The sequence below is a fragment of the Streptomyces sp. NBC_00887 genome, assembly GCF_045207585.1.
Genome location: NZ_CP108788.1, coordinates 6,206,115 through 6,231,545, shown reverse-complemented (window position 1 = coordinate 6,231,545; position 25,431 = coordinate 6,206,115). Strand labels below are relative to the sequence as shown.

At 70.8% G+C, this 25,431-nt stretch carries 17 protein-coding genes and 1 tRNA gene; 4 read left to right on the top strand and 14 right to left on the bottom strand.

From position 1 onward, the window contains the following. Nucleotides 1-7 precede the first annotated feature (7 nt). A complete protein-coding gene (locus OG844_RS28540) occupies nucleotides 8-748 on the top strand; it encodes an ABC transporter ATP-binding protein (RefSeq protein ID WP_406394124.1) in 741 nt (246 codons plus the stop codon). After that, complete coding sequence (locus OG844_RS28535) at nucleotides 742-3,207, top strand: FtsX-like permease family protein (RefSeq protein WP_406394123.1); 2,466 nt, start codon at nucleotides 742-744, stop codon at nucleotides 3,205-3,207. Before OG844_RS28540 ends, OG844_RS28535 begins: the two co-directional genes overlap by 7 nt. A 12-nt stretch (nucleotides 3,208-3,219) precedes the next feature. On the opposite strand, the gene OG844_RS28530 is transcribed toward OG844_RS28535, so the two are convergent. The 3 genes from OG844_RS28530 to OG844_RS28520 all read right to left on the bottom strand — a co-directional run bounded on the left by OG844_RS28530 (nucleotide 3,220) and on the right by OG844_RS28520 (nucleotide 5,231). Next, nucleotides 3,220-3,573 carry a hypothetical protein gene (locus tag OG844_RS28530; RefSeq protein WP_406394121.1) on the bottom strand — a complete coding sequence of 118 codons (354 nt, stop codon included), beginning with the start codon at nucleotides 3,571-3,573 and terminating at the stop codon, nucleotides 3,220-3,222. Between the two features lie 137 nt (nucleotides 3,574-3,710). Then, entirely contained in the window at nucleotides 3,711-4,595 is an 885-nt protein-coding gene (locus OG844_RS28525) for a sulfurtransferase (protein ID WP_406394120.1), read from the bottom strand. A gap of 27 nt (nucleotides 4,596-4,622) precedes the next feature. Next, nucleotides 4,623-5,231, bottom strand: coding sequence for a hypothetical protein (locus tag OG844_RS28520; RefSeq protein WP_406394118.1), 609 nt, complete (start codon nucleotides 5,229-5,231; stop codon nucleotides 4,623-4,625). Nucleotides 5,232-5,506: 275 nt separating this feature from the next. Between OG844_RS28520 and OG844_RS28515 the strand changes: the two genes are divergently transcribed. Further along, entirely contained in the window at nucleotides 5,507-6,781 is a 1,275-nt protein-coding gene (locus tag OG844_RS28515) for a family 16 glycosylhydrolase (RefSeq protein WP_406394116.1), read from the top strand. Between the two features lie 119 nt (nucleotides 6,782-6,900). Further along, nucleotides 6,901-8,121: a beta-1,3-glucanase family protein gene (locus OG844_RS28510; RefSeq protein ID WP_406394115.1), complete on the top strand. Its 1,221-nt coding sequence runs from the start codon at nucleotides 6,901-6,903 to the stop codon at nucleotides 8,119-8,121. Between the two features lie 173 nt (nucleotides 8,122-8,294). Here the strand turns inward: OG844_RS28510 and OG844_RS28505 are convergent. The 11 genes from OG844_RS28505 to OG844_RS28455 all read right to left on the bottom strand — a co-directional run bounded on the left by OG844_RS28505 (nucleotide 8,295) and on the right by OG844_RS28455 (nucleotide 25,412). Beyond that, a tRNA-Thr gene (locus OG844_RS28505) sits at nucleotides 8,295-8,368 on the bottom strand. Nucleotides 8,369-8,467: 99 nt separating this feature from the next. Continuing rightward, nucleotides 8,468-9,997 carry an alpha/beta hydrolase gene (locus OG844_RS28500; protein ID WP_406394114.1) on the bottom strand — a complete coding sequence of 510 codons (1,530 nt, stop codon included), beginning with the start codon at nucleotides 9,995-9,997 and terminating at the stop codon, nucleotides 8,468-8,470. An 87-nt stretch (nucleotides 9,998-10,084) separates the two neighbouring features. Beyond that, on the bottom strand, nucleotides 10,085-11,290 hold the full coding sequence (locus OG844_RS28495) for a DNA polymerase III subunit delta' (protein ID WP_406394112.1): 1,206 nt from the start codon (nucleotides 11,288-11,290) through the stop codon (nucleotides 10,085-10,087). Nucleotides 11,291-11,489: 199 nt separating this feature from the next. Next, nucleotides 11,490-14,579, bottom strand: coding sequence for a dTMP kinase (tmk, locus tag OG844_RS28490; RefSeq protein ID WP_406394111.1), 3,090 nt, complete (start codon nucleotides 14,577-14,579; stop codon nucleotides 11,490-11,492). Nucleotides 14,580-14,785: 206 nt separating this feature from the next. Continuing rightward, nucleotides 14,786-17,635 (bottom strand): type I DNA topoisomerase, encoded by a 2,850-nt coding sequence (topA, locus tag OG844_RS28485; RefSeq protein ID WP_406394109.1) that lies wholly within the window; start codon nucleotides 17,633-17,635, stop codon nucleotides 14,786-14,788. 271 nt (nucleotides 17,636-17,906) lie between these two features. Further along, nucleotides 17,907-18,104, bottom strand: a complete 198-nt coding sequence (locus tag OG844_RS28480) for a hypothetical protein (RefSeq protein WP_406394107.1) — start codon at nucleotides 18,102-18,104, stop codon at nucleotides 17,907-17,909. Between the two features lie 971 nt (nucleotides 18,105-19,075). Then, on the bottom strand, nucleotides 19,076-20,590 hold the full coding sequence (locus OG844_RS28475) for a methyltransferase (RefSeq protein WP_406394105.1): 1,515 nt from the start codon (nucleotides 20,588-20,590) through the stop codon (nucleotides 19,076-19,078). A 179-nt stretch (nucleotides 20,591-20,769) separates the two neighbouring features. Continuing rightward, nucleotides 20,770-21,420 (bottom strand): small secreted protein, encoded by a 651-nt coding sequence (locus OG844_RS28470; RefSeq protein ID WP_406394104.1) that lies wholly within the window; start codon nucleotides 21,418-21,420, stop codon nucleotides 20,770-20,772. 281 nt (nucleotides 21,421-21,701) lie between these two features. Next, complete coding sequence (locus tag OG844_RS28465) at nucleotides 21,702-24,134, bottom strand: sodium-translocating pyrophosphatase (protein WP_406394103.1); 2,433 nt, start codon at nucleotides 24,132-24,134, stop codon at nucleotides 21,702-21,704. Between the two features lie 268 nt (nucleotides 24,135-24,402). Next, nucleotides 24,403-24,852, bottom strand: coding sequence for an ATP-binding protein (locus OG844_RS28460; protein WP_406394102.1), 450 nt, complete (start codon nucleotides 24,850-24,852; stop codon nucleotides 24,403-24,405). A gap of 206 nt (nucleotides 24,853-25,058) precedes the next feature. Continuing rightward, nucleotides 25,059-25,412: an STAS domain-containing protein gene (locus tag OG844_RS28455; protein WP_003967428.1), complete on the bottom strand. Its 354-nt coding sequence runs from the start codon at nucleotides 25,410-25,412 to the stop codon at nucleotides 25,059-25,061. Nucleotides 25,413-25,431 lie beyond the last annotated feature (19 nt).

The window sequence follows — 25,431 nt, the reverse complement described above, 5'->3', positions numbered from 1 at the left end:
TCGAAGCATGAAGAACCAGCCAACTGCCGTCCGGCTCGACTCGGTCACCCGGTCCTTCGGAAAGCCTTCCGAGGCGGTCACCGCCCTCGACGCGGTCAGCCTGACCATCCCCCGTGGCTCCTTCACCGCGATCATGGGCCCGTCCGGCTCCGGGAAGTCGACACTGCTCCAGTGCACGGCCGGACTCGACCGTCCGACGGCAGGCCGGGTGTTCCTGGGGGACACGGACCTGACCGGACTGAGCGAGCGGAAACTGACACTGCTGCGCCGCGAGCGGATCGGCTTCGTCTTCCAGGCCTTCAATCTGCTGCCCGCGCTCACCGCGGAGCAGAATGTGGCGCTCCCGCTCCGGCTGGCGGGCCGCAGGGCCGCACGGACCGAGGTGCGCGCCGTCCTGGAACGGGTCGGCCTGGGCGACCGGGCGCGGCACCGGCCCGGCGAACTGTCCGGCGGGCAGCAACAACGCGTCGCCCTGGCCAGGGCGTTGGTCACCCGCCCCGAGGTGCTCTTCGCCGACGAGCCGACGGGAGCGCTCGACTCACAGACCGGCCGCGAGGTCCTGACGCTGCTGCGGGCCATGGCCGACGGCGGCCAGACCGTGATCATGGTGACGCACGATCCGGTGGCCGCCTCCTACGCGGACCGGGTGGTGTTCCTGGCCGACGGCTCCGTACGGGACGAGCTGGACGACCCGTCGGCCGAACAGGTCGCCGCCCGCATGACCGCCCTGGCGGTGGTCCCGTGCTGACCCTGGCACTGTGCTCGATGCGCGCCCGCTGGGTCACGTTCGTCGGTTCCTTCGTCGCACTCGCCCTGGGCGTCGGGCTGATCGCCATGACGGGCCTGGCGCTGGCCGCCACCTTCGACGCCCCCGAGCGCTCCCCGGAACGGTTCGCGGCCGCCCCCGTGGTGGTGCGCGCCTCGGAGACCCTGCGGGTCGCCACGCCCGTCGGGGACCGTACCGCCCGGCTCTCCGACCCCCGGCCCGTACCGGGTGGTCTCGCCGCCGCGCTCACCGGTCTGGGCCGTACGACCGAGGACCGGACCTTCCCGGTGCGGCTCGCCGGGAAGAGCCTGACCGGCCACCCGTGGTCCATCGCCGCCGCCACCCCGTACCGCCTTACCGCGGGCCGTGCTCCCCGGACGGCCGACGAGATCGTCGTGACGGCGGGCGGCGCCCCGGTCCCGCGCATCGGTGACCGCGTCCGGGTCACCGCGCCGGGGCACACCCGGGTACGGACGGTTGTCGGCACGGTGGCGGACGCGGGCTTCGAGACCGCGGTGTTCTTCAGCGATGCCGAGGCCGCCCGTATCCACCCGGACGTCGACGCCGTGGTGGTGCACGCCGACGCCGACGCCGTACGTGCGCTGACCGGGTCCGTTGCCGGTATGAGCGTCCTCACCGGCGACGACCGGCGCCGGGCAGACCCCGATCCCGACCGGGACAGCGAGGCGCTGACCGCCGTCAACGCGATGCTCGGAACAGCGGCCGGCATCACCGGCTTCGTCTCGGTCTTCGTCGTCGCTTCGACGTTCTCCTTCACGGTGGCCCAGCGCAGGAGGGAGTTCGGGCTGCTCCGCACCGCAGGAGCCACCCCGGGGCAGGTGCGGCGCGTGGTCGTCGCCGAAGCCTGCGTGATCGGTGTCCTGGCCGCCGCCGCCGGCTGTCTGCTGGGCGAAGCAGCCGCGCCGCGGCTGGCGGCGTGGCTCGTCGACGAGGGTCTCGCCCCCGCGTGGTTCGCCATCGGGGACGCGAACTGGCCGCTGCACACCGCCTTCTGGACAGGCCTCGGCGTGGCACTCGCCGGAGTGGTCGTCTCCTCGCACCGGGCAGGGCGGATCCGGCCCGTGGAGGCACTCCGCGAATCCGCTGTGGACAGCGGGCCGATGCCGCCGAGCCGCCTGCTGCTGGGGGCGGCAGTCCTGCTGACCGGCCTGGGACTGCTCTTCTGGTCCCTGCTGACCGACCCGGGGGACGTACTGAAGCGGAAGACGTACATCCTGCAGCCGCTGTGGCTCATCGTGGGCTCCGCCCTGCTCGCCCCCCTGATTCTGCGCCCGCTGACACGCCTGCTCACCTGGCTGCCCGCCCGGCTCCCCGGCGCCACGGGCATGCTCGCCCGGCAGAACGCCTCCACCTCGATCCGCCGCACCGCGGCGGTTGCCGCACCCGTCCTCGTCACCGTCGCCCTGGCCGCCTCGCTGCTGGGCACCGTGGCCACGATCAACGAGGCCAAGGCCACCGAGACGGCGGAGCAGACCCGGGCGGACTACGTGGCCGGCGGGGACGGCCCGCTGGATCCGCGCTTCGCGCAGCGGGTACGGAGCATCCCCGAAACCGTGAGCAGCGCCTCCCGTTCCACGTCCGTCACCGTCCTGGAGGAGGGCACCGCCCTCATCAGGTCGGACGCCCGGGCGGTCGATCCGGCCGACCTGGCCGCGACCGCTCACCTCCCCGTCGTCTCCGGCCGCGTCGGCGACCTCGATGACGCCTCCATCGTCGTCAACGAGGAATGGGCGACCCGCACCGTCGGCGACCGGGTGAGCGTCTGGCTGGGCGACGGCAGGAAGGTGTCGCTGCGCATCGCGGCGGTGCTGCGGGTCGGCACGGGGAGCAACGGCGTGTACGTGACCCCGAAGAACGCGGCGGGCGCAGCCGTCGACCGGATCGACATCACGCTCCGTGCCGGAGCGAACCGTTCTGCTGTCGGCGCCCAGCTCGGGCAGACCGGCCGGGCCACCGGCACCCCGGTCCTCACGAAGGACGCCTGGATGGCCGCGCACTACCCGGGATCCAGCGGCAACACCCGTGCGGGCCTGCTGCTGATCCTGGGTATCGCCCTTCTGTACACGGGCATCGCCCTGGCGAACACCCTGGTCATGGCCACCTCCGACCGGATTCGCGATCTGGCGGTGCTCCGCCTGACCGGCGCCACGAAGGCACAGGTCGTCGGACTGGTCGCGGCCGAGGCGCTGATGGTGGTGGCGGTGGGCACTGTCCTGGGCGGCGCGGTGGCCGGGCTGAACCTGCTGGGCGTCAAGGGCGCACTGGAACTGCTCTCCGTGAGCTCCTCGGTGATCGTGCCCTGGGCGGGCCTGGGAGCGGTGGCGGCCGCGAGCGCCGTACTGGCGACGGTCTCCGCCGTTCTGCCCGCGCTCGCCGCGATGCGCACCCGGCCGGTCGGGACGGCGGGCGCCCGCGAGTGACCCGGTGACGGTTCAGCTGTTGAGCGCGTACACCAGGGTGATCACCGGGAACGGCCACACCACCGCGCCGAGCAGGGCCAGCCGGCCCATCGGGGTCATACGGCGCAGCGGAGGGGAGCGGTACAGGCCGGTCAGTAGGGCAGCCCCCGCGGCGAACACACCGGCCGCACCCAGCAGGAACGACGTGGGGGACTCACCGGAGGCAGCGCCCCAGAGCGCCGCCAGAAGGACCAGGAAGCCCAGGACGCCCAGGGCGGCGAGGGGTACGCACCAGATCAGAGCGACCAGGACGACCTGCCGGGTGGATGCGGGGCGGGGGCGCGCCGCGGGCGGGACGGGGGCGCGGGCGGGGAGTGCGGGGAACATGCGCGGCTGCCTTTCAGCGCTGCGGAGTACGTGCTTCCACCCTCCGGGAGGCAGCCCGGCCGCAGCATGCGCGCAGGTACTCAGCCGCGCGGTCCACGGCACTCATTCCGCACCCTCGGCGCCCCGGCAGAACCGCTCTACTCGCCCGTCACGACCGGCAGTTCCGACGGCCGGCCCCACTCGCTCCACGAACCGTCGTACACGGACACCGCGCGGTATCCGGCGAGTTCGGCGCCCAGCGCCAGGACACAGGCGGTGACGCCCGATCCGCAACTGACGACCAGGCGCTCCCGCTCCCCCGCCAACGCGCCGAAGCAGGCACGCAGTTCGTCGGCCGGAAGCATCCGGCCGTCGCGCTGGATCTCCCCGAACGGCAGGTTCAGCGCCCCCGGCATATGGCCCGGCCGGAGCCCCGGCCGCGGCTCGGCCCCCGTACCGGCGAACCGCTCCCGGGAACGCGCGTCGAGGACGGCGGAACGCGGGTCCGCCAGGGCGGCCACCACCGCACCACTGCCGACCAGCATTCCGTCGCGCGGGCGGGCGGTGAAGTCACCGGCAGGCTCGGCGCCTGCGGGTGCACGCCCCTCCGCCCCACCCTCCTCCGCCTTCTCCACAGGCAGCCCGGCCGCAGTCCATGCGGGCAGGCCACCGTCGAGCACGGCGACCCGGTCGAAGCCCATGGCCCGCAGCATCCACCAGGCGCGGGCACTGGAGTAGATCCCGGCAGCGTCGTAGACGACTACGGTGTCCGTGCCGTCGACCCCCAGAGCGCGCATCTCCTCGGTGAAGCGGCGGGCACCGGGCATCGTGTGCGGCAACGACCCGGCGCCGTCGGACATCGCCCCGTCGATATCGAAGCGCCGCGCCCCGGGGATCCGCCACCCGGCCTCGCGGTGCGCACCCACCGAGGCGTCGAGGACCACGAGGCCCGCACCCGCGATCCGTGCCGCGAGCCAGTCGGCGCCGACGAGTGGCCCCAGCAGGCTTCCGGCGTCCTCGGCCGTCCCCGCGTCTTCGGTCATGCCCGTTCTCCCCCTGGTCGTCCGTCGTCAGTTCTCGTCCGCCATGCGTATCAGCCTCACCACGCGCAACAGATCCCGGTGACGAAAATACGTGGCCGCGTCATCCCGGTGGGCGGGCGGCCCCATACCCCGCTCCAGTGCGTCGGCGCAGGCTGCCAGGCGGGCCCGCTCCCGCTCTCCCGCGGCCCCGTGCGCCTCCAGGCAGTCGGCGGCACAGAGATCCACGGCGCGGCCCAGCTCGTCGGTGAGCCCCGCGTCCCTCAGCCGTACGCGCCAGTGGCCCACGGCGTGCAGCGCCGCTTCGCGCCGCGCGCCGTACCAGTACTCCGGACTGTTCGGATTGCCCTCGCGGGGGCCCGGGGTGCGGAGCCCGCGCCGTTTCGCCTCTGCCCTCTCCTCCGCGTACGCCTTCAACTCCAGCTGCCACGCGGCCCTGCTGGCCTCGATCACGCCCAGAGCGCGCAGCAGGGAATCCTCGTCCGTGCGGAAGGGGCCGGCCTTGTGCGCGAGATAGCTCACCGTCGCCTCGAACCCGATCGGCCGGTACAGCTGCACGCAGGAGCGGAGCGAGACCACCCGGTGCCCGTACGGCAGGGAGGAGTCGCGGACCTTGCGTGCGAAGTTGGTGAAGCCCATCCAGAGGAGGCTAACCGGCCCTTCGGACTTAAGACCGAATTAAAAGCGCCTTAAGCGATCCCGGCTTCATGACGCCCTCTCAAGTAATAGCAGGTCAGGGCGATTTCATCGTTGAAACCACAGTTGGCCGAGCCGAGGCATCTGCGTACCATCAGGCTCCGTCGGCGGCGAACACCGCAGGACGAGAGCGCTCTCAGAGTGCTCCCGCACGCGCTTCCGCATGTCCCCCGCCGGCTCCGCGTCCTGCTCTTCCCCACAGAAAAGGTACGTAGCCCATGGCCGCTCACCGCTCACGCAGATGGTCACTAGGCGGACTGGTCCTCCTGCTCTCCGCCGCACTATCGGCCGCACTCCTCATCACCACGACCGGGCCCGCCGCCACGCGGGCCAACGCCGCCTCCGCCGCCGCGCAGACGTGGGCCGACGAGTTCAACGGCGCCGCGGGCAGCGCGCCGGACGCCTCGAAGTGGACCCTGGAGACCGGAGGTTCGGGCAACGGCAACAACGAACTGCAGTACTACACCAACAGCACCCAGAACGCGTCCCTGGACGGCAACGGGAACCTGGTCATCACCGCTCGCAAGAGCAGCGGATCCGGCCTCCAGTGCTGGTACGGGGCCTGCCAGTACACCTCAGCCCGCCTGAACACGGCGAGGACCTTCACGCAGGCGTACGGCCGCTACGAGGCCCGGATCAAGATCCCGCGCGGTCAGGGCATCTGGCCGGCCTTCTGGATGCTCGGCGACGACCTCGGCAGTGCGGGATGGCCGAACAGCGGCGAGATCGACATCATGGAGAACGTCGGCTACGAGCCCAACACCGTCCACGGCACCATCCACGGCCCCGGCTACTCCGGCGGTGCCGGCGTCGGCGCCTCGTACAGCCTGCCCGGCGGCAAGGCGTTCGCCGACGACTTCCACACCTTCGCGGTCGACTGGAGCCCGAACGCCGTCGTCTGGTCGGTGGACGGTCAGACCTACCAGACCCGCACGCCCGCCGATGTGAACGGCAAGAAGTGGGTGTTCGACCACCCCTTCTTCATCATTCTGAACCTGGCCGTCGGCGGTAACTGGCCCGGCAGCCCGGACGGTTCCACCGCCTTCCCGCAGACCATGACCGTCGACTACGTACGGGTCTCCGCCTCCGACGGTTCCGGCGGCGGCACGGGCAGGACCGGCCCGATCAAGGGCATCGGCGGCATGTGCGTCGACGTCGCGGGCGCCTCGAACGCCGACGGCACCCCGATCCAGCTGCACGGCTGCAACGGCGTCGACGCCCAGAAGTGGACCCTGGGCACGGACGGAACGGTGCGCGCGCTGGGCAAGTGCCTTGATGTACAGGGTGGTTCCACCGCGGACGGTGCGGTCGTCCAGCTCTACACGTGCAACGGCACCGGGGCCCAGAAGTGGGTCCACACCCAGGCCGGCGACCTGACGAACACCGGGGCGAACAAGTGCCTCGACGCCAAGGGCGGTTCCTCGGCCGACGGCACCCGGCTCCAGATCTGGACGTGCACCGGGGCAGCCAACCAGAAGTGGACCGTCGGCTGACCCTCGGAGTCCCGGCTGCCCCGCATCCCCCCTAGGAGGCCCGGCCCCCGCACACCCCTCGGGGGCCGGGCCCCCACACAGCTCCCCACACGCACCCGCACGAAGGCGAGAACCCTCACATGACCCCCCGCCACCAGCGCAACGTCTCCCGCCGCAAGCTGCTCACCGCTCTTGCCGGAGCCGCTGTGGCCGTCCCCGCCATCGCCGTGATCGCCCCGCACGCCCTCGCCACGGTCGACTCCGACGACTCGGCCGGCAGCGGTGAGAAGGCCGCGGCCGGCGGCGCGCTCCCGCTGACGATCGTCAACAACTCCGGTTCGTTCGCCAACTCCTCGGTGTTCGTCTACATCGTGGGCAACCAGGACGGCAAGCAGGTCCGGGTCACGCCCGAGGGCACCCTGGCTCCGATATCCCTCTCGGACAACGGCGCGGACGGCTTCACCGACTACGCCATCGCCCTGTCCGGCAGCGGCGAGACGAAGCTGTCGCTGCCGTACATGTCCGGCCGCATCTACGTCGCCCTGGGCGACCGGCTGAAGTTCAAGGCGGTGGCGGACGGCAACGGCAACGCCGCCCTCCAGTACCCCGCGGGCTGGGTGACCTCCGACCCCAACTACTCCGTGCTGCACGACTGCGCGGAGTTCACGTACAACTCCTCCGGGATGTTCTGCAACACCACCATGGTCGACATGTTCAGCGTCCCCATGAGCATCGGTCTGACCGGCGCCAAGGACCAGACGACCGGCACCCTGCGCGACGGCGGACGCGAACGGGCCTTCGCCGCTGTCAGCGCGATCCCCGAGTTCGCGCCCCTGGTGGTGGCCGACCGGCGCATCATCGCCCCCGGACACGGTCTGGACGCGGGGATCTTCGCCAAGGACTACTTCGCCCCGTACATCGACGAGGTGTGGAGCACCTACACGGGCAAGGACCTCACCGTGACCACCAACGCGGGAGTCTTCACCGGCCGGGTCCGCGGCGACAAGTTCGTCTTCGGCGGCCCGGCATCGGTCTCCTTCAGCCGGCCGACCACCCGCGACGTGCTCTTCTGCGACGGCAACCTGGCCGCCCCCAACGACGGCACCACCGGCCCCGTCGCCGCCGTTCTCGGCGCGGGCTTCAACCGCTCCACCCTGATCAGCAACCCGTCCCAGCCCACCACGGACCCGGCCGCCTTCTACCGGTCCTCGCCGCTGACCAACCACTACTCGGCGGCCATCCACGCGGCAACGCAGGACGGCAAGGCGTACGGCTTCGCCTTCGACGACGTGGCCGACTTCGCCTCGTACATCCAGGACACCGCACCTACGGGGGCACGGCTGACGCTGACACCGTTCTAGCCGGCTGGCGCCGTTCCGGGACGGCGACCGGTGTCCGCGCCTGCCCGGCGCACGGAAAGCCCCAGGCCACAGCGGGACCTGGGGCTTTCGGACGTCCGCGCCCGGAGACGTCGCCGCATCCAGCAAAAGCAAAAGCCCCAGGTCACGGCGAGTGAGTCCTGAGGCTTCTACAGAGCCGCCTTCGGGATTCGAACCCGAGACCTACGCATTACGAGTGCGTTGCTCTGGCCAACTGAGCTAAGGCGGCACCGCTCTGTCGCACCATGGTGCGGTCAGCAGCGACGCCAAGTCTACACAGTTTCGAAGGGTGCTCCGCACCGCCCGCCCCCGCGGCCTCGTCCGCAGGTCAGGAGCACTTCTTGCCGTCCTTGGGCGGGGTGCCTTCGAGCAGGTACGTGTTGATCGCCGTGTCGATGCAGTCGCTTCCCCGGCCGTACGCCGTGTGCCCGTCGCCGTCGTAGGTCAGCAGGGTCGCGGAGGAGAGCTGGTCCGCGAGGCCCTCGGCCCACTTGTAGGGGGTGGCGGGGTCGCGTGTGGTGCCGACCACAACGATCGGGGCGGCCCCCTTCGCCTCGATGCGGTGCGGGGCACCGGTGGCGTCGACCGGCCAGGAACCGCAGTTCAGGGCGGCCCAGGCGAAGCCCCTGCCGAAGACCGGGGAGGCCTTCTCGAAGGCGGGGAGGGCTTCCTCGACGGCGCCGGGACCGGAGAAGGCGGGGGGCAGGTCGAGGCAGTTCACTGCGGCGTTGGCGAACATCAGATTCGCGTACGTGCCACTCGGATCGCGCTCGTAATAGCTGTCGGCCAGGGCGAGGAGCCCGGAGCCGTCACCGTGCTGGGCCCCGGCGAGGGCCTCGCGGAGTTGCGGCCAGGCAGCCTCGTCGTACATCGCGGCGATCACACCGGTGGTCGCCAGGGACTCGCCCAGCTGCCGGGTCTCACCGGTCGGCACGGGATTCGCGTCCAGGTCGGCGAAGAGCTTCTTCAGGGCGGTCGCCGCGTCCGCTGCGGACGTGGTGCCGAGGGGGCAGTCCGGCTGCTTCACGCAGTCGGCGGCGAAGGACTGGAACGCCGCCTCGAAGCCGGCGGTCTGGTCGCGGTTGATGTCGGCCGCGGGGAGCGCGGGATCCATCGCCCCGTCCAGGACGAGGCGGCCCACCCGGTCGGGGTACAGCTCCGCGTAGGTCGCGCCCAGGAACGTGCCGTACGAGGCGCCCACGTAGTTCAGCTTCTCGTCGCCGAGCAGGGAGCGCAGGATGTCCATGTCGCGCGCCGTCTCGACGGTGGAGACATGCGGGAGGACCTCGCCGGAGTTCTTCTCGCAGCCGTCCGCGAACGCGTCGAAGGTTTTGTCCACCTTTGCAATCTCGGCGGCGTCGTCGGGAGTCTGGTCCACCTGCGTGTACGCGTCCATCTCCTTGCCCGTCAGGCACGTGACCGGCTCACTGCGGGCCACCCCGCGCGGGTCGATCGCGACCATGTCGTACCGGGCGCGGACCGGGGCCGGGTAGCCGATGGCCGCGTACCCCTGGAGGTAGTCGACGGCCGAGCCGCCGGGGCCGCCCGGATTCACCAGGAGCGATCCGATCCGCTTGCCGGGTCCGGTGGCCTTCTTCCGGGAGACGGCCAGCTTGATGTCTCCGCCATCGGGCTTCTCGTAGTCCAGCGGCGCCTTCATCGTGGTGCACTGGAAGCCCTCCACCCCGCAGTCCCGCCAGCGCAGCTTCTGCCCGTAGTGCGGCTGGAGGTCCTCCGGGACAGCCGAACCGGTGGCCGACGCACTGGGCGCCGAACTTCCGCTGCTGCAGCCGGAGACGAGGAGGCCGGCAGTGCCGAGCGCAGTGGCGAAGATGCGGAGCAGGCGCCTGGTGTCCATCCCCGGAGCGTAGCCGCCGGGTGATGACTCAACCGATTCCCTACTCATACGGGTGAATTCACGCACCCTCCAGGCTGTCCGCGGGTATCAGCCGGCCCGCAGCGCCATCGTCATCGCCTCCACCGCGAGCAGCGGCGCCACGTTACGGTCCAGGGCCTGGCGACAGGCGAGCACGGCCTCTATCCGGCGCAGGGTGCGCTCGGGGCCCGAGGACTCGGCGATCCGCTCGAGGGCGTCCCGCACATCGGTGTTGGAGAGGGCGATCTGCGAACCGAGCTGGAGCGCCAGGACATCGCGGTAGAAGCCGGTGAGGTCGGTGAGCGCGAGATCGAGGCTGTCCCGCTGTGTACGCGTCTTGCGGCGCTTCTGCTTGTCCTCCAGCTCCTTCATCACCCCCGCCGTGCCACGGGGCATCCGGCCCCCGGCGACGCCGCCGAGCGCGGCCTTCATGTCCTCGGTCTCCTTGACGTCGACCTCCTCGGCCACCTGCTTGGCGTCGTCGGTGGCCGTGTCGATCAGCTCCTGGGCCGCTTTGAGGCAGCCGCCGACGTCATGGACGCGGAGCGGGAGCTTGAGAACGGCGGCGCGGCGGGCACGGGCCCGCTCGTCCGTCGCGAGGCGTCGCGCCCGGCCGATGTGGCCCTGCGTGGCACGGGCTGCCGCGGCGGCCCGCTCGGGGTCGATGCCGTCGCGCCGGATCAGCACATCGGCGACGGCCTCGACCGGGGGCGTACGAAGTGTGAGGTGGCGGCAGCGGGAACGGATCGTGGGCAGCACGTCCTCGAGCGAGGGCGCGCAGAGCAGCCATACCGTGCGGGGTGCGGGCTCCTCCACCGCTTTCAGCAGGACGTTGCCCGCGCCTTCGGTGAGGCGGTCCGCGTCCTCCATGACGATGACCTGCCAGCGGCCGACGGCCGGGGAGAGCTGGGCGCGACGGACCAGCTCACGGGTCTCCTTCACGCCGATCGAGAGCAGGTCCGTGCGGATCACGTCCACGTCCGCGTGCGTACCGATCAGCGAGGTGTGGCAGCCGTCGCAGAACCCGCAGCCCGGTGCCCCGCCCAGCGCCCGGTCCGGGCTGGTGCACTGGAGCGCGGCGGCGAAGGCACGGGCGGCGGTGGACCGTCCCGAGCCCGGCGGCCCGGTGAACAGCCAGGCGTGGGTCATCCTCGACCCCGGGGGCACCGGCTCCCCCGCGGAATTGGCGGTGACCAGCGCATCGGCGTCCCGGGCGGCGGCACCGAGCTGCTCCTGCACTCGGTCCTGTCCGACCAGGTCGTCCCATACGGTCATGGGTCACCGCCCTTCCGGTGGTGTGGTGCTGGGAAAGCCGGATTCCCATTGTGCGGGAAGGGTCCGACAATCCTGACTTTCCGGCTTCCGTGCATTGACGGCTCCGGGGCCCGGACGACTCGGCGCCCGGGCGCCGGACGGCTCCCCGGCTCCCGGGCTTCACGGTCTCGCGGTTCCGGGCTTCGGCCCCGCCCTCCCGTCAGCGGCGCGGCCGGCGGCCGTCCCGCCCGGAGGTGCCCGGGTCGTCGTCCTGGCCGCCGAGCAGTTCGTCGGCGAGCGACGGCAGATCGTCGAGCGGCGTCTCCTCCGCCCAGTCGGAACGAGGACGCTTCTTGGCGCCCGTACGGCCCTGGGCACCACGCCCGGCCTGCGGGTCGTCGCTGACCTGGGGCAGTTCGCGGGTGCGCTCGTTCTCGTTCTCGCCGGACGAGGCACGGCGCTCGTCACGGAAGACACCCGGCGGCACCCGGTCCGCCGGGTCCTCGTCCCGCACGGGCGGCAGGACAGCGGTCTCGTCCGCGTCACGGGCCGGACGGGCCGGACGGTCTGCCGGGCGGTCCGACGGCTGGGCGAGCGGGACCGGCTGCGTGATCTCGTTCGGATTCACGACCGGTGTCGGAACCGTGAGCTCGTTGTCCGGTGCGGACGGCGCGGACCGCTTCCTCGCGGCCTCGTCCGCCTCGGCCCGGGCAGCCTCGGCCTCCGCACGGGCGGCAGCCTCGGCCTCGGCACGGCGGCGGGCCTCCTCGGCCCGTACCAGCGCCTCCTCCGCCTTGCGCTGCTTCTCTAGGCGCAGTTCCTCCGCCTCCTGGCGCAGCCTGGCCTCCTCCTGGGCCTGCCTGCTGAGCCGCGCCTGCTCGGCCTCGCGCACCCGCTCCTCGGCTTCAAGACGGGACCGCTCCTCCTCGGCACGGCGACGGGCATCCTCGGCGCGCCGACGGGCTTCCTCGGCCTGCCGCTCGGCCTCGCGCTCCCGCGCGTCCTCCTCCTCGCGGCGCCTGCGCTCCTCCTCCTCGGCGCGGAGCTTGGCGAGCTGCGCCTGCCGCTCGCGCTCCAGCCGCTCCTCCTCCGCCTGACGGGCGGCCTCTTCCTCGGCCCTGCGCCTGGCCTCCTCCTCGGCCGCCCTGCGCGCTTCCTCCTGAGCCCTGACCTCGGCCTCGGAGAGCGGGAGGAGCTGGTCGAGCCGGTGGCGTACGACGGTGGTGATCGTCTCCGGCTCCTGGCCGGCGTCCACCACCAGGTACCGGGACGGGTCGGCCGCGGCAAGGGTGAGGAAGCCGGACCGTACCCGGTTGTGGAACTCGGCCGGCTCGGACTCCAGCCGGTCCGGCGCCTCCGTGAAACGTTCCCGCGCGGTCTCCGGGGCGACGTCCAGGAGCACCGTCAGATGCGGTACGAGACCACTCGTCGCCCACCGCGAGATCCGGGCGATCTCGGTCGGGGAGAGGTCGCGGCCCGCGCCCTGGTAGGCGACGGACGAGTCGATGTAGCGGTCCGAGATGACGATCGCGCCGCGCTCGAGCGCCGGGCGGACGACCGAGTCGACGTGCTCGGCGCGGTCTGCGGCGTACAGCAGGGCTTCTGCCCGGTTCGACAGTCCGGCCGACGACACGTCGAGCAGGATCGAACGCAGCCGCTTGCCGACCGGGGTGGCCCCCGGCTCGCGCGTCACGACGACCTCGTGGCCCTTGGCCCGGATCCACTCGGCGAGCGCTTCGACCTGAGTCGACTTCCCGGCCCCGTCGCCGCCCTCCAGAGCGAGGAAGAAGCCGCTCGCGGCGGGCGCGACCGCGAGGTCGCCGCCACGCAGCGCCTCCCGCAGATCACGGCGGAGCGGCACCCCGGCGCGGTCGTCCGTCTTGGCGAGGACGATCACGGCCACGGGCAGCAGCAGGGCGCCGATGAGCATCAGCGCGAACGCGGCTCCGCCGTGGGCGAAGACGAAGTCGCCGGAGCCCAGCCGGTGCCGGCCGATGGCTGCGGCGAGCAGCGGGCCGCCCACCGCGCCGAGCGCGACCAGCACCCGGACGACGGCCTGGAGGTGCTCGGTGCTCCTGGCCTGCCGGAACTCCTCGGTCTCCTGCTCGACGACGACGTGCCCGACGTGCGCGGCGACACCCGCCGAGTAGCCGGCGAGCAGGGCGATCAGCAGCCCGGTCGCCGTGTCCGGCACGAGGCCGAGCGCGAGGAGCGCGATGCCGGTGACGGCCGTGGACAGGGCCAGCAGCCTGCGCCGCGACAGGGCGGGCAGCACCTTCTGCGCGGTACGGATTCCGAGGGCGGTGCCGCCGGTCAGGACGAGGATCAGCAGCGCGAAGGTGGCGGGGCCGCCGCCCAGGTCTGCCGCGTGCAGTACGGAGACGGCCGCCGCGGCGGAGATGGCCCCGGCGACCGCGGCGCATGCGGCGACGACGAGCGGCGCCGTGCCCGTGCGGCCCTTGTCCGGCCCCGTTCCGGTGGTCGGCCTGCGCAGGCCCTCCAGCGGGGAGCGCGGGCGGGGCGTCGGAATGCCCGGCAGTTCGAGGAAGTACAGGGTCGAGATCGAGGCCGAGAAGAGGCCCGCAGCGACGTACGAGCCGAGGGCGGCCTGGTGGAAGGAGAACCAGTCGAGCCCTGACCCGAGCAGATTGCCGACCAGCGTCGCGACCACGAGGACGGCCGCGGCCGCGGGGATCGCGAGGAAGTCCGTCCGCAGGGAGAGGCTGCGCAGTGCGTCGAGGTGGTCGGGCAGGGGTCGCACCGTGGCGCCCTCGGGGGGCGGCGCGGGAAGCAGTGCGGGGGCCGCGCTCTCCTTCGCCACCGTCCACAGACGCTCTCCCACACCGGTCACGAAGACGGTGATCAGGATCATCATGAGCGCCTTGTCCGGCATCCAGTCGATCCACAGCGGCGCGACGACCAGCAGCGCGAGCCGCAGCCCGTCCGCCCCGATCATCAGCCAGCGGCGGTCCACCGGACCGCCGGGCGCCGTGAGCGCCGTCAGCGGCCCCAGGAGTACGGCTCCGAAGAGCACGGTGGAAATAATCCGGGCACCGAACACGGCGGCGACGGCAAAGGCCGCCCCGCGGTATCCGGCGCCGAATGAGCCCTCAAGGACCGCCGCCTGCAGCGACAACAGCACAAGCACAAGAACGGCGAGTGAATCGCCGATACTGCCGACGAGCTGGGCACTCCACAACCGCCTGAGCGGGGGAACACCCAAAAGGGCTCGTACGGCGCGCTCGCGTGAGTCTGCGGCAAGTGTGTCGGAGGTGGGGCTCACGACCGGTAGCTGCTCGGCTCGCGTCATCCGCCCAGCCTATCGGGAGCGGTGCGGTGCTCGGGGGCCGCGTCCGAACATACGGCCGCCGACCGCGGGCCGGGCGCTCGCGGTGGACCCCGCCGGCGGTGGGCCTGACTCACGGTGGGCTCGCCCACCGCCCGGACCCTCCACAGCACGATCTGCCTGAACCCCAGGGGCTGGAGATCCAGCCCCTGGGGTTCAGGCAGCGCGAATCAGTCCTCCGAGGACGACGACGCGGGGGCGGTCTTCTTGGCCGGGGCCTTCTTCGCCGTGGCCTTCTTCGCCGTCGTCTTCTTCGTAGCGGTCGTCTTCTTCGCGGCCGTCGCCTTCGCCGCCGTCGCCTTCTTCGCGGGCGCCTTCTTGGCCGGGGCCTTCTTCGCCGTCTTCTTCTTGGCGGGTCCCTTGGCGCGCTTCTCCGCGAGGAGCTCGTAGCCGCGCTCCGGCGTGATGTCCTCGACGCTGTCGTCGGTCCGCAGCGTCGCGTTCGTCTCGCCGTCGGTGACGTACGCGCCGAAGCGCCCGTCCTTGACGACGACCGGAGCACCGCTCACCGGGTCCGTGCCCAGTTCCTTCAGCGGCGGCTTGGCGGCGGCCCGCCCGCGCTGCTTCGGCTGGGCGTAGATCGCGAGGGCCTCGTCGAGCGTGATGTCGAAGAGCTGGTCCTCGGACGTGAGCGAGCGCGAGTCCGTCCCCTTCTTGAGGTACGGACCGTAGCGGCCGTTCTGCGCGGTGATCTCCACGCCTTCGGCGTCCTCGCCGACGACCCGGGGCAGCGACATCAGCTTGAGCGCGTCGGCCAGCGTCACCGTGTCCAGCGACATGGACTTGAAGAGGGAGGCGGTCCGCGGCTTCACCGCGTTCTTGCCGGTCTTCGGGGTGCCCTCGGGCAGCACCTCGGTGACGTACGGGCCGTAGCGCCCGTCCTTGGCGATGATCTGGTTGCCGGTCACCGGATCCGCACCGAGCTCGAAGTCGCCGCTCGGCTTGGCCAGCAACTCCTCCGCGTACTCCACGGACAGCTCGTCGGGTGCCAGATCCTCCTGCACGTCTGCGCGCTGGTGCCCCTCGGAGTCCTTCTCGCCCCGCTCGATGTACGGGCCGTACCTGCCGACCCGGAGCTTGATGTCGTTGCCGACGGGGAACGAGGAGATCTCCCTGGCGTCGATCGCACCGAGGTCGGTGACGAGCTCCTTCAGGCCGCCGAGGTGGTCGCCGTCGCCGTTGCCCGCGTCGGAGGCCGCCCCCGCACCGGCCGCACCCTCGGCACCGGCGCCGAAGTAGAAGCGCCGCAGCCACGGCACGGACTGGGCCTCGCCCCGCGCGATGCGGTCGAGGTCGTCCTCCATGCGTGCGGTGAAGTCGTAGTCGACGAGCCGGCCGAAGTGCTTCTCCAGCAGGTTGACCACGGCGAACGAGAGGAACGACGGCACAAGGGCCGTGCCCTTCTTGAACACGTAGCCGCGGTCCAGGATGGTCCCGATGATCGAGGCGTACGTCGACGGGCGGCCGATCTCGCGCTCTTCGAGCTCCTTGACCAGCGATGCCTCGGTGTAGCGGGCCGGCGGCTTGGTGGCGTGGCCGTCGACCGTGACCTCGTCGGCGGTCAGCGCGTCGCCCTCGGCGACCTGCGGCAGGCGCCGCTCTCGGTCGTCGAGCTCGGCGTTCGGGTCGTCAGCGCCTTCGACGTACGCCTTCATGAAGCCGTGGAAGGTGATCGTCTTGCCGGACGCGGAGAACTCGGCGTCCCGGCCGTCGCTCGCCCGGCCGCCGATCTTGACGGTGACGGAGTTACCGACGGCGTCCTTCATCTGGGATGCGACGGTCCGCTTCCAGATCAGCTCGTACAGCCGGAACTGGTCGCCGGTGAGGCCGGTCTCGGCCGGGGTGCGGAAACGGTCCCCGGACGGGCGGATCGCCTCGTGCGCCTCCTGGGCGTTCTTGACCTTACCGGCGTAGACGCGGGGCTTGTCCGGGAGGTAGTTCGCCCCGTACAGCTGCGTGACCTGCGCCCGGGCCGCGGAGATCGCGGTGTCCGAGAGGGTCGTGGAGTCCGTACGCATATAGGTGATGAAGCCGTTCTCGTACAGCTTCTGCGCCACCTGCATCGTGGCCTTGGCCCCGAAGCCCAGCTTCCTGCTCGCCTCCTGCTGGAGGGTCGTGGTGCGGAAGGGCGCGTACGGCGAGCGACGGTACGGCTTCGACTCGACGGACCGTACGGCGAACGTGGAGTCGGCGAGCGCGGCGGCCAGGGCCCGGGCGTTCGTCTCGTCCAGGTGCAACGTCTGGGCGGAGCCCTGCTTGAGCTGTCCGTCGGGGCCGAAGTCACGGCCCTGGGCGATACGGCGCCCGTCGACCGCGCTGAGGCGCGCGGTCAGCGTCGACGGGTCGGACGCGTCACCGGTGCGGCCGGTGGCGAAGGTGCCGGTGAGGTCCCAGTACTCGGCGGAACGGAAGGCGATGCGCTCGCGCTCCCGCTCGACGACGAGGCGGGTGGCAACGGACTGGACACGGCCCGCGGAGAGCCGCGGCATGACCTTCTTCCACAGGACCGGCGAGACCTCGTAGCCGTAGAGGCGGTCGAGGATACGGCGGGTCTCCTGGGCGTCGACCATCCGCTGGTTGAGCTCGCGCGGGTTGGCGACGGCTGCCCGGATCGCGTCCTTGGTGATCTCGTGGAAGACCATCCGGTGGACCGGGACCTTGGGCTTGAGCACTTCCTGCAGGTGCCACGCGATGGCTTCGCCCTCGCGGTCCTCATCGGTGGCGAGGAAGAGTTCGTCGGATTCGGCAAGGAGCTGCTTGAGCTTCCTGACCTGGGCTTTCTTGTCAGCATTGACGACGTAGATCGGCTGGAAGTCGTTTTCGACGTCCACGCCGAGGCGGCGGACCTCACCGGTGTACTCGTCCGGCACCTCGGCGGCGCCGTTCGGCAGGTCGCGGATGTGCCCGACGCTCGCCTCGACGACGTATCCGGGGCCGAGATAGCCCTTGATCGTCTTCGCCTTGGCAGGCGACTCGACAATGACGAGTCGGCGGCCTGCGGTCTCGCTGGTCGGGGACAACTTCGCTCTTCTCTCCGGTCGGCACTCGTGGGGCATCCGGGCAGCGCAACGACGCTGCCCGCGGTGCTGTCGCTGCGGAGTGTGACGGTACAACCCGCCCCCGTGTCAAACGGCAAAAGCCCGCAACGGCCACTCGAACGGTAACCCGACTTCCGCCATTCCTGCCGCCCGGACTGCCCGGTCCGCGCTTCGCAGCACCGTCGCCCTGCGGGTTTCGGGGTGCCTGCGAGGTGGTGGCAGGGCCGGTGAGTCGACCCGCCGGCAGCCTGGATCAGATGCGGGTGAAGCACCACACGCCGAGGACGAGGAAGAGTACGCCGAAGAGCGTGGCGAGAGCGGTGGAGGCGACGGGGCTCACACCGTGCGCCACCGGCGCACGGTGGATGGTGCGCGCCCCGGTCCAGATCAGGAGGGCGGCGCCGAACAGCGCGAATGCCGATCCGGCGAAGACCGCTGTGACGTTCTCCACTCCCGTACCCCTCAAACTCGTCGCATCGGCTGTCGCACGGCTACCAGGTAGCAGCTATGCGCTGAGGGGACGGTGCCACGCCGGGGCGTCGCCGATGCGAACCCCGGGTGAACAGCACGCTCCGAGGCGATTCGCCTCACGTCGAGAGTCGCGCGGCGCCGGCTCCCGCGGTCGAATGCGGCGTGCGGAGCCGCCGCAAGCAGCGCACAACCCGCCCCGAGGAGCCCGCGGTCCGGCCCGACGCCCGCAGTCAGCAGGAGCAGTACGGATCCGGCCACATTCGACGCAAGGAAGACATCCGGCAATCGGAGCCCGTGCGACCCCGGGGCCGGTCCGAACGCGGAGAAGCCCACGGACGCGACGAGCAGGACGGTGGCCGGGTCCGGCACCACCCCGAGCGGAATCCGTGGACCGAGCAGGAGCGAGACGGCGGTGCGTGTGAAGACGCTGATCAGAAGGCCGTTGAGTCATACGGAAGGGCGGGGTCGCATCAGAGCGGAGCGCGGGGTCGGGGACTGAGAAGGAGCGTCCCGGGGTGCCGTGCCGGCTCTCATCGGCGATGGCCACCCGCCGCGGGAGGCGCATGCTGTGGAGGAGCGATCACGGCGTTGCCGAGCAGAAGTAACCGGTCGTCCGCGTCGGTGAGCTGCCGCCCGATGAAGGGGGTTGGCGAGCGCGTCGGCGTTGCGCGGCAGAACATGGGCGCCGCGAGCAGCAGTCCCACCATCCCGAGCGTCGTTCCCTGGTCGTGCTCCCGCACTCACCGCTGTCGGTCGCGCAACCCGTCGGCCCCGGTCATGTACCGGGTCGGGCTCGCCGACGGCACGCTCGCGACGGGGGACATGAGCGCACCCGATCGCGGTGCCGGAAGCGACGCTCAGCAGCACGGTGGCGCCGCCGGTGGGCAGATCCGCGACGGTGTGCCCGCCTCGTCCAGCTCGATCCGGATCACGGGGCGTCCGCCACCGCGCTCACGCGCCGCCCCTCACCGGCTCCAGGAAGCCCTCCTCCACCAACAGCCGGATCGCCTGCGGGGTGCGGTCGCGCAGCAGCACCGGGTCCTCGGCCATGAGCTGGGCGATGGCGTCCAGGATCCTGCCCGCCGGAAGCGAGCCGTCGCACACGCCCGCGAACCCGGCCCCGACCGCATCGACCTTGGTGGCCCGCCGCATCCCGCGGTTCTGACGCAGCACCACATGCTCGGGGTCCTCGGCGCCCGGCAGGCCGACCTGCTCCTGCACCACCTCGGCGGAGAGGGTGAAATGCGCCGCCAGCAGTGCGGCGTCGTCATGCTCACGCAGATAGTCCTGCCGGACGAAATGGGCCTCGACGGCCGGTCCGAGGGGCTGCTCCACGGAATGCGGCCACTCCTCGATCACGACCGACGGATCGCCCGCAGCTGCGGCAGCGGACTTCCTGAGCGTGATCCATCCGAACCCGACGGCCTTGGTGCTGCGGGCATCGAACTCGTCCAGCCAGGCCTCGTACCGCTCGGCGTAGGCGGTGGGTTCCGTGCGGTGGTCGCCGCTGTCGCGCAGCCAGAGCTCGGCGTACTGCGTGATGTCCTGCACCTCACGCTGCACGATCCAGGCGTCGCAGCCCTGCGGCACCCAGGTGCGCAGCCGGTCCTGCCACTCCTCGCCCTCCACGTGCTGCCAGTTGGCGAGGAACTGCGCGTAACCCCCCTCGTTCAGACGGTCGCCGGCCTGCTGCACCAGCGTCCTGCACAGGTCGTCGCCGCCCATGCCGCCGTCGCGGTACGTCAGCCGGGCGCCGGGCGAGATGACAAAGGGCGGGTTCGAGACGATCAGGTCGTACGTCCGCGTGCCGACCGGCTCGTACAGGGAGCCCACACGCAGATCGGCCGGAGCGGCACCTGACAGGGCGAGGGTGAGCCGAGTGAATTCCAGGGCGCGGGGATTGAGGTCCGTGGCCGTGACCCGGGTGGCGTGCTGGGCGGCGTGGAGCGCCTGGATGCCGGACCCCGCACCGAGATCGAGGGCGGAGGCGACGGGCCTGCGCACGGTGATCCCGGCGAGCGTGGTGGACGCCCCGCCGACTCCGAGGACGACTCCCTCCTCGTGCGAGCCGATCCCGCCCGCACCGCCGACAGCACATCCGAGGTCGGAGACGATGAACCAGTCCTCGCCCTCGGGTCCGCCGTACGGCCGGACGTCGACGGTCGCTGTGACGAGGTCTCCCTCACGGACCACCCAGCCGTCCTCCACGCACTCCTCCAGCGGGAGCGCTGCGGCTGCCCGGGCGGCCGGGACGGGGCTCTGCAGAAGGAACAGCCGCACGAGCGTGTCGAGCGGCGAATCCCCGCGGGTGGCCCGGAGCGCCGGGACGGTCTCGCTGCGGGCGAGCGCGGCGTAGGCGGGCGCGCCGAGCCGCTCCAGGAGGCCGTCGGCGGTGAAGGCCGCGGAAATCAGGGCCTCGCGGAGCCGGGGGGTGCGGGCGGATGCGGGAAGGCTGGTCGTACTCACCCGCCCATTGTGTCCGCTCCCGCCCACAACGGCAGCGGCCCGGCACCCACGAGGGGTGACCGGACCGCTGCGAACGGCGTCCGGCGGCGGGTTCCCGTCCGCGGCACGCCCCTCGCCCGTAGCCGAATCCTCGCTCGGCCACGGCCTTCTTCTCTGCTCTTGCTCTGCTTCCCGCTCCGCTACGACTTCTTGCTCGCCGAGGCGGAGGGCGAGGCCGACTTCGATGCCGAGGGCGAGGCAGGCTTCGCTGCCGATGCGGACGGAGCGGCCGCGGGCGGGGCGGAGGCCGTCGGCTTCTGACAGCCCTTCTGCTCCGCCATCGCGGAACCGACCTCGCCGGACTGGAGCTTCTTCAGAGCCTGGTCGCCATTGGTGCTGATCTTGTTCAGCTCGTCGGCGATGCCCTTGAGGCCGTCGGCGAATTTCGCCTGGTCCTCCGTGTCGAGCGCGTCGACCTTCGTCTTCAGGCTCGCGTAGGCCACGGAGGAGGCGTTGAGCTCCTTCACAGCCTCCTGCTGCGTGGTCTCGCCGTCGTCCACGGGCGGCGGGCCCGCGGACTCCACAGCTGTGCCCAGCGCCTTGTACGCCTGCGAGATCTGCTGGAAGGCGGCCGAGTCGGTCTTCTGGACGTCGGCGGGCTTGCTGTTGTCCGCCGTCTGCTGCTGGATCGCGGCATTGGCGTTCGCGATCTTCTGCAGCTGCGGCTGGACCTGGTCGCAGACCTTCTTCGCCCAGTCGTTCACCTTGTCGTCGCCGTCATCGCTACAGCCCGACAGCGTCAGTACGAGTACCGCACCGCCGGACAGTGCGGCTGCAAGCTTCTTGTTCACCGGATTGGGTCCCTTCCAAGGCTCTCGGCCCCGGAACTTACACGCCAAGTGGGCGACATTCTGGCGCCGGGCATCCGATGTACGTGCTTTTGCAGCCATTTGCACCAAGGGGAATGAGGGAGATACAACTCACCTGAACGCTCGGCCACTCGTGCGGACACTCCCTCGCTCGAGTGGAGTATCCGGACACGGAGAAGGGCGGACGGCACATCAGAATGGGCCGTCCGCCCATGCACTGACCAGGTGCTACCTACGCGGTCACTCGCCCTGCTCCGCGCCGCTCACGAAACAGCGGCAGGATCAGTGGACTTGGCGGGACGGCCGCCGTCGCCGTCAGATCCGTCGTCGTCCCCCATGGCGATCCCGCGCCGCTTGGAGACATAGACCGCACCGATGATGACAACGATGGCGAACACCGCCACCACCGCTCGTACTCCCGCACTCGCGTCATCGCCGTAGCTGAACTGCACCACCGCAGGGGCGATGAGGAGCGCCACCAGGTTCATCACCTTGAGGAGCGGGTTGATCGCCGGGCCCGCCGTGTCCTTGAACGGGTCACCGACCGTGTCACCGATCACCGTCGCGGCATGGGCCTCACTGCCCTTTCCGCCGTGGTTGCCGTCCTCGACAAGCTTCTTGGCGTTGTCCCACGCCCCGCCGGAGTTGGCGAGGAAGACCGCCATCAGGGTTCCGGTGGCGATCGCTCCCGCGAGATACGAGCCGAGCGCGCCGACACCCAGGGTGAACCCGACCGCGATCGGTGCCAGGACCGCGAGAAGCCCGGGGGTGGCCAGCTCGCGCAGCGCGTCCTTGGTGCAGATGTCGACGACGCGCCCGTACTCCGGCTTCTCCGTGTAGTCCATGATCCCGGGATGCTCGCGGAACTGGCGCCGCACCTCGTAGACCACGGCCCCAGCGGAACGGGAGACCGCGTTGATGGCCAACCCCGAGAACAGGAACACGACAGCGGCGCCAAGGATCAGACCGACCAGGTTGTTGGGCTGGGAGATGTCCAGGCTCAGCCCCAACTCCCCCGCCCGGGCCCCGACGTCGTCGACCGCCGTCGCGATCGCGTCGCGGTACGAGCCGAAGAGCGCCGAAGCCGCCAGCACCGCGGTGGCGATCGCGATGCCCTTGGTGATGGCCTTGGTGGTGTTGCCGACGGCGTCCAGGTCGGTGAGGACCTGGGCCCCGGCGCCGGTGACGTCGCCCGACATCTCGGCGATGCCCTGAGCGTTGTCGGAGACCGGGCCGAAGGTGTCCATCGCCACGATGACACCCACGGTGGTGAGGAGGCCGGTCCCTGCGAGGGCCACGGCGAAGAGCGCCAGCATGATCGATGTCCCACCGAGAAGGAACGCCCCGTAGACACCGAGACCGATCAGGAGCGCGGTGTAGACGGCAGACTCCAGGCCGATGGAGATGCCGGCGAGAATCACGGTCGCCGGGCCGGTCAGGGACGACTTCCCGATGTCCCGGACAGGGCGGCGGTTGGTCTCGGTGAAGTACCCCGTGAGCTGCTGGATCAGTGCGGCGAGAACGATGCCGATGGCGACCGCGACCAGAGCGAAGACCCGCGGGTCGCCGCCGTGCGAGGTGATCGCGCTGTCGGTGACCCCGTCCAGGTCCGCGTACGACGACGGCAGGTACACGAAGACCGCCACCGCGACCAGGACCAGTGAGATCACCGCAGAGATGAAGAATCCGCGGTTGATGGCCGTCATCCCGCTGCGGTCGGCTCGCCGCGGGGCGACAGCGAAGATCCCGATCATCGCAGTCACCACGCCGATCGCCGGAACGATCAGCGGAAAGGCCAGCCCGGCATCGCCGAAGGCCGCCTTGCCGAGGATGAGTGCGGCGACGAGCGTCACCGCGTACGACTCGAAGAGGTCGGCGGCCATCCCCGCGCAGTCACCGACGTTGTCGCCCACGTTGTCCGCGATGGTGGCGGCGTTGCGCGGATCGTCCTCGGGAATGCCCTGCTCCACCTTGCCCACGAGGTCGGCACCCACGTCGGCGGCCTTGGTGAAGATGCCACCGCCGACCCTCATGAACATGGCGATCAGCGCCGCCCCGAGGCCGAATCCCTCCAGCACCTTGGGCGCGTCGGCGGCGTAGACGAGGACGACGCAGGAGGCGCCGAGCAGACCGAGGCCCACCGTGATCATGCCGACCACACCGCCCGTACGGAAAGCGATCTTCATCGCTTTGTGCGAGACAACGGTGAGATCCTTTTCCGGTTCACCCTCCGCCGGAGTCGCCTCACGCGCGGCAGCGGCGACACGCACATTGCTGCGCACGGCGAGCCGCATGCCGATGTATCCGGTGGCCGCCGAGAAAAGCGCCCCCACCAGGAAGAACAACGAGCGGCCTGCACGCTGTGACCAGTTGTCGGCCGGCAGCAACAGAAGCAGGAAGAACACGACGACGGCAAAGATGCCGACGGTACGCAGTTGCCGGGCCAGATAGGCGTTCGCGCCCTCCTGGACGGCCGCCGCGATCTCCTTCATCCGGTCGGTGCCCTCACCGGCCGCCAGGACCTGGCGAACCAGCAGCTGGGCCACGACCAGCGCGGCGAGGGCGACGACCGCGATGACGACGACGATCAGCCGGTTGTCATCGGTGAGTACTGCGGCTGCGAGTGAGGTGGGCCGGCCGGAAGGTACGGAAACGTGCGTCAGTTCTGCGAGTGGGGTGTTGAAGAACTCCGCCATACGTCCTCCTTGACGCTCAGCGCTCAAGACGTGGACGGATTGTAGGGAGCAGAACCGGATCAAAACAGTGGGTGGTCAATGAAATCGACTAGCGCCCACCCAATGACAAATGATCTCTTCCGGGATTTCACCCGAATGCAGTAATGGGACAGTCGCATGGCACCCGTCCGAAATTCATAGATCATCGATCAAGCGCACATGAAAAAGGCCCTGCTCAGCAGGGCCCGAAATTCGTGATCACACGTCTCGCAGAGGACGCGGCTCCCCCTCAGGGAAGCACGACCGCCGACGCGGTCGGCCACGTCATACGGATCACTCCGCCGTCCGTGCCCGAACGGACTTCCACGTCGTCGACCAGCCCGCTGATGACGGCGAGACCCATTTCGTCCTCGACATCGGCATCCGGCTCGTCGAGTCCCCCGGCTCCGCCGCCGTTCGCTCCCGCCGGTGAGGTGTCACTGCCGGGGCCGGGGACTCCGTCGCCGACCTCGATGGAGAACGCCTTCTCCTCCTCGGTCAGCACGACGGTGACCGGAGCGGAGATGTCATGGCTGCGGTGCAACCCGACAGCGCGACTGCACGCCTCGCCGACGGCGAGTCTGACCTCGTCGAGCACCGCCTCGTCCACGCCGGCCCTGCGTGCCACGGCGGCTGCCACGAGGCGGGCCGTCCTGACGTGTTCGGGCTGAGCGCTGAAGCGGAGTTCAACGGTTGGCATGCCATCCCCCTCAAACGTACGGGCGTGCTTCTCAGGGGCCCGGGCGTGGCGCCCGGTACCCCTGCTCTCAACTCTCCACCGGAAACCGACGAAGCCGACAGTCGACCAAAGGGGTCGACCGCCTGCTCCTGGCGGCCTGTCTGCTGCCGCCTGCCGGCCTGTCACAACCTGCCGACCGGCCGAAGAACGGCCGGCCTGCACCGACGTCAGTCGGTGGCCGCGACAGCCTCGTCGACCGTGGTGTGAATGGGAAACACCTTGGTCAGACCGGTGATCCGGAAGATCTTGAGAATGCGCTCCTGGTTGCACACCAGTCGCAGCGAGCCCTCATGGGCCCGGACACGCTTCAAGCCGCCCACGAGCACGCCGAGGCCGGTGGAGTCGAGGAAATCGACACCTTCCATGTCGACAACCAGGTGGTAGCTGCCGTCATTCACCAACTCGACCAACTGCTCGCGCAGCTTGGGCGCGGTATACACATCAATCTCGCCACCGACCTCGACGACCGTACGGTCGCCACCAGGGCCGGACACATTGCGAGTCGACAGGGACAGGTCCACGGATCCTCCAGCACCTTGC

Coding starts and splice junctions, on each gene's coding strand:
- OG844_RS28460 (WP_406394102.1), bottom strand. CDS start 24,852: ATGCCAACCGTTGAACTCCGCTTCAGCGCTCAGCCCGAACACGTCAGG.
- OG844_RS28540 (WP_406394124.1), top strand. CDS start 8: ATGAAGAACCAGCCAACTGCCGTCCGGCTCGACTCGGTCACCCGGTCC.
- OG844_RS28495 (WP_406394112.1), bottom strand. CDS start 11,290: ATGACCGTATGGGACGACCTGGTCGGACAGGACCGAGTGCAGGAGCAG.
- tmk (WP_406394111.1), bottom strand. CDS start 14,579: ATGACGCGAGCCGAGCAGCTACCGGTCGTGAGCCCCACCTCCGACACA.
- OG844_RS28500 (WP_406394114.1), bottom strand. CDS start 9,997: ATGGACACCAGGCGCCTGCTCCGCATCTTCGCCACTGCGCTCGGCACT.
- OG844_RS28465 (WP_406394103.1), bottom strand. CDS start 24,134: ATGGCGGAGTTCTTCAACACCCCACTCGCAGAACTGACGCACGTTTCC.
- OG844_RS28530 (WP_406394121.1), bottom strand. CDS start 3,573: ATGTTCCCCGCACTCCCCGCCCGCGCCCCCGTCCCGCCCGCGGCGCGC.
- OG844_RS28515 (WP_406394116.1), top strand. CDS start 5,507: ATGGCCGCTCACCGCTCACGCAGATGGTCACTAGGCGGACTGGTCCTC.
- OG844_RS28510 (WP_406394115.1), top strand. CDS start 6,901: ATGACCCCCCGCCACCAGCGCAACGTCTCCCGCCGCAAGCTGCTCACC.
- OG844_RS28520 (WP_406394118.1), bottom strand. CDS start 5,231: ATGGGCTTCACCAACTTCGCACGCAAGGTCCGCGACTCCTCCCTGCCG.
- OG844_RS28525 (WP_406394120.1), bottom strand. CDS start 4,595: ATGACCGAAGACGCGGGGACGGCCGAGGACGCCGGAAGCCTGCTGGGG.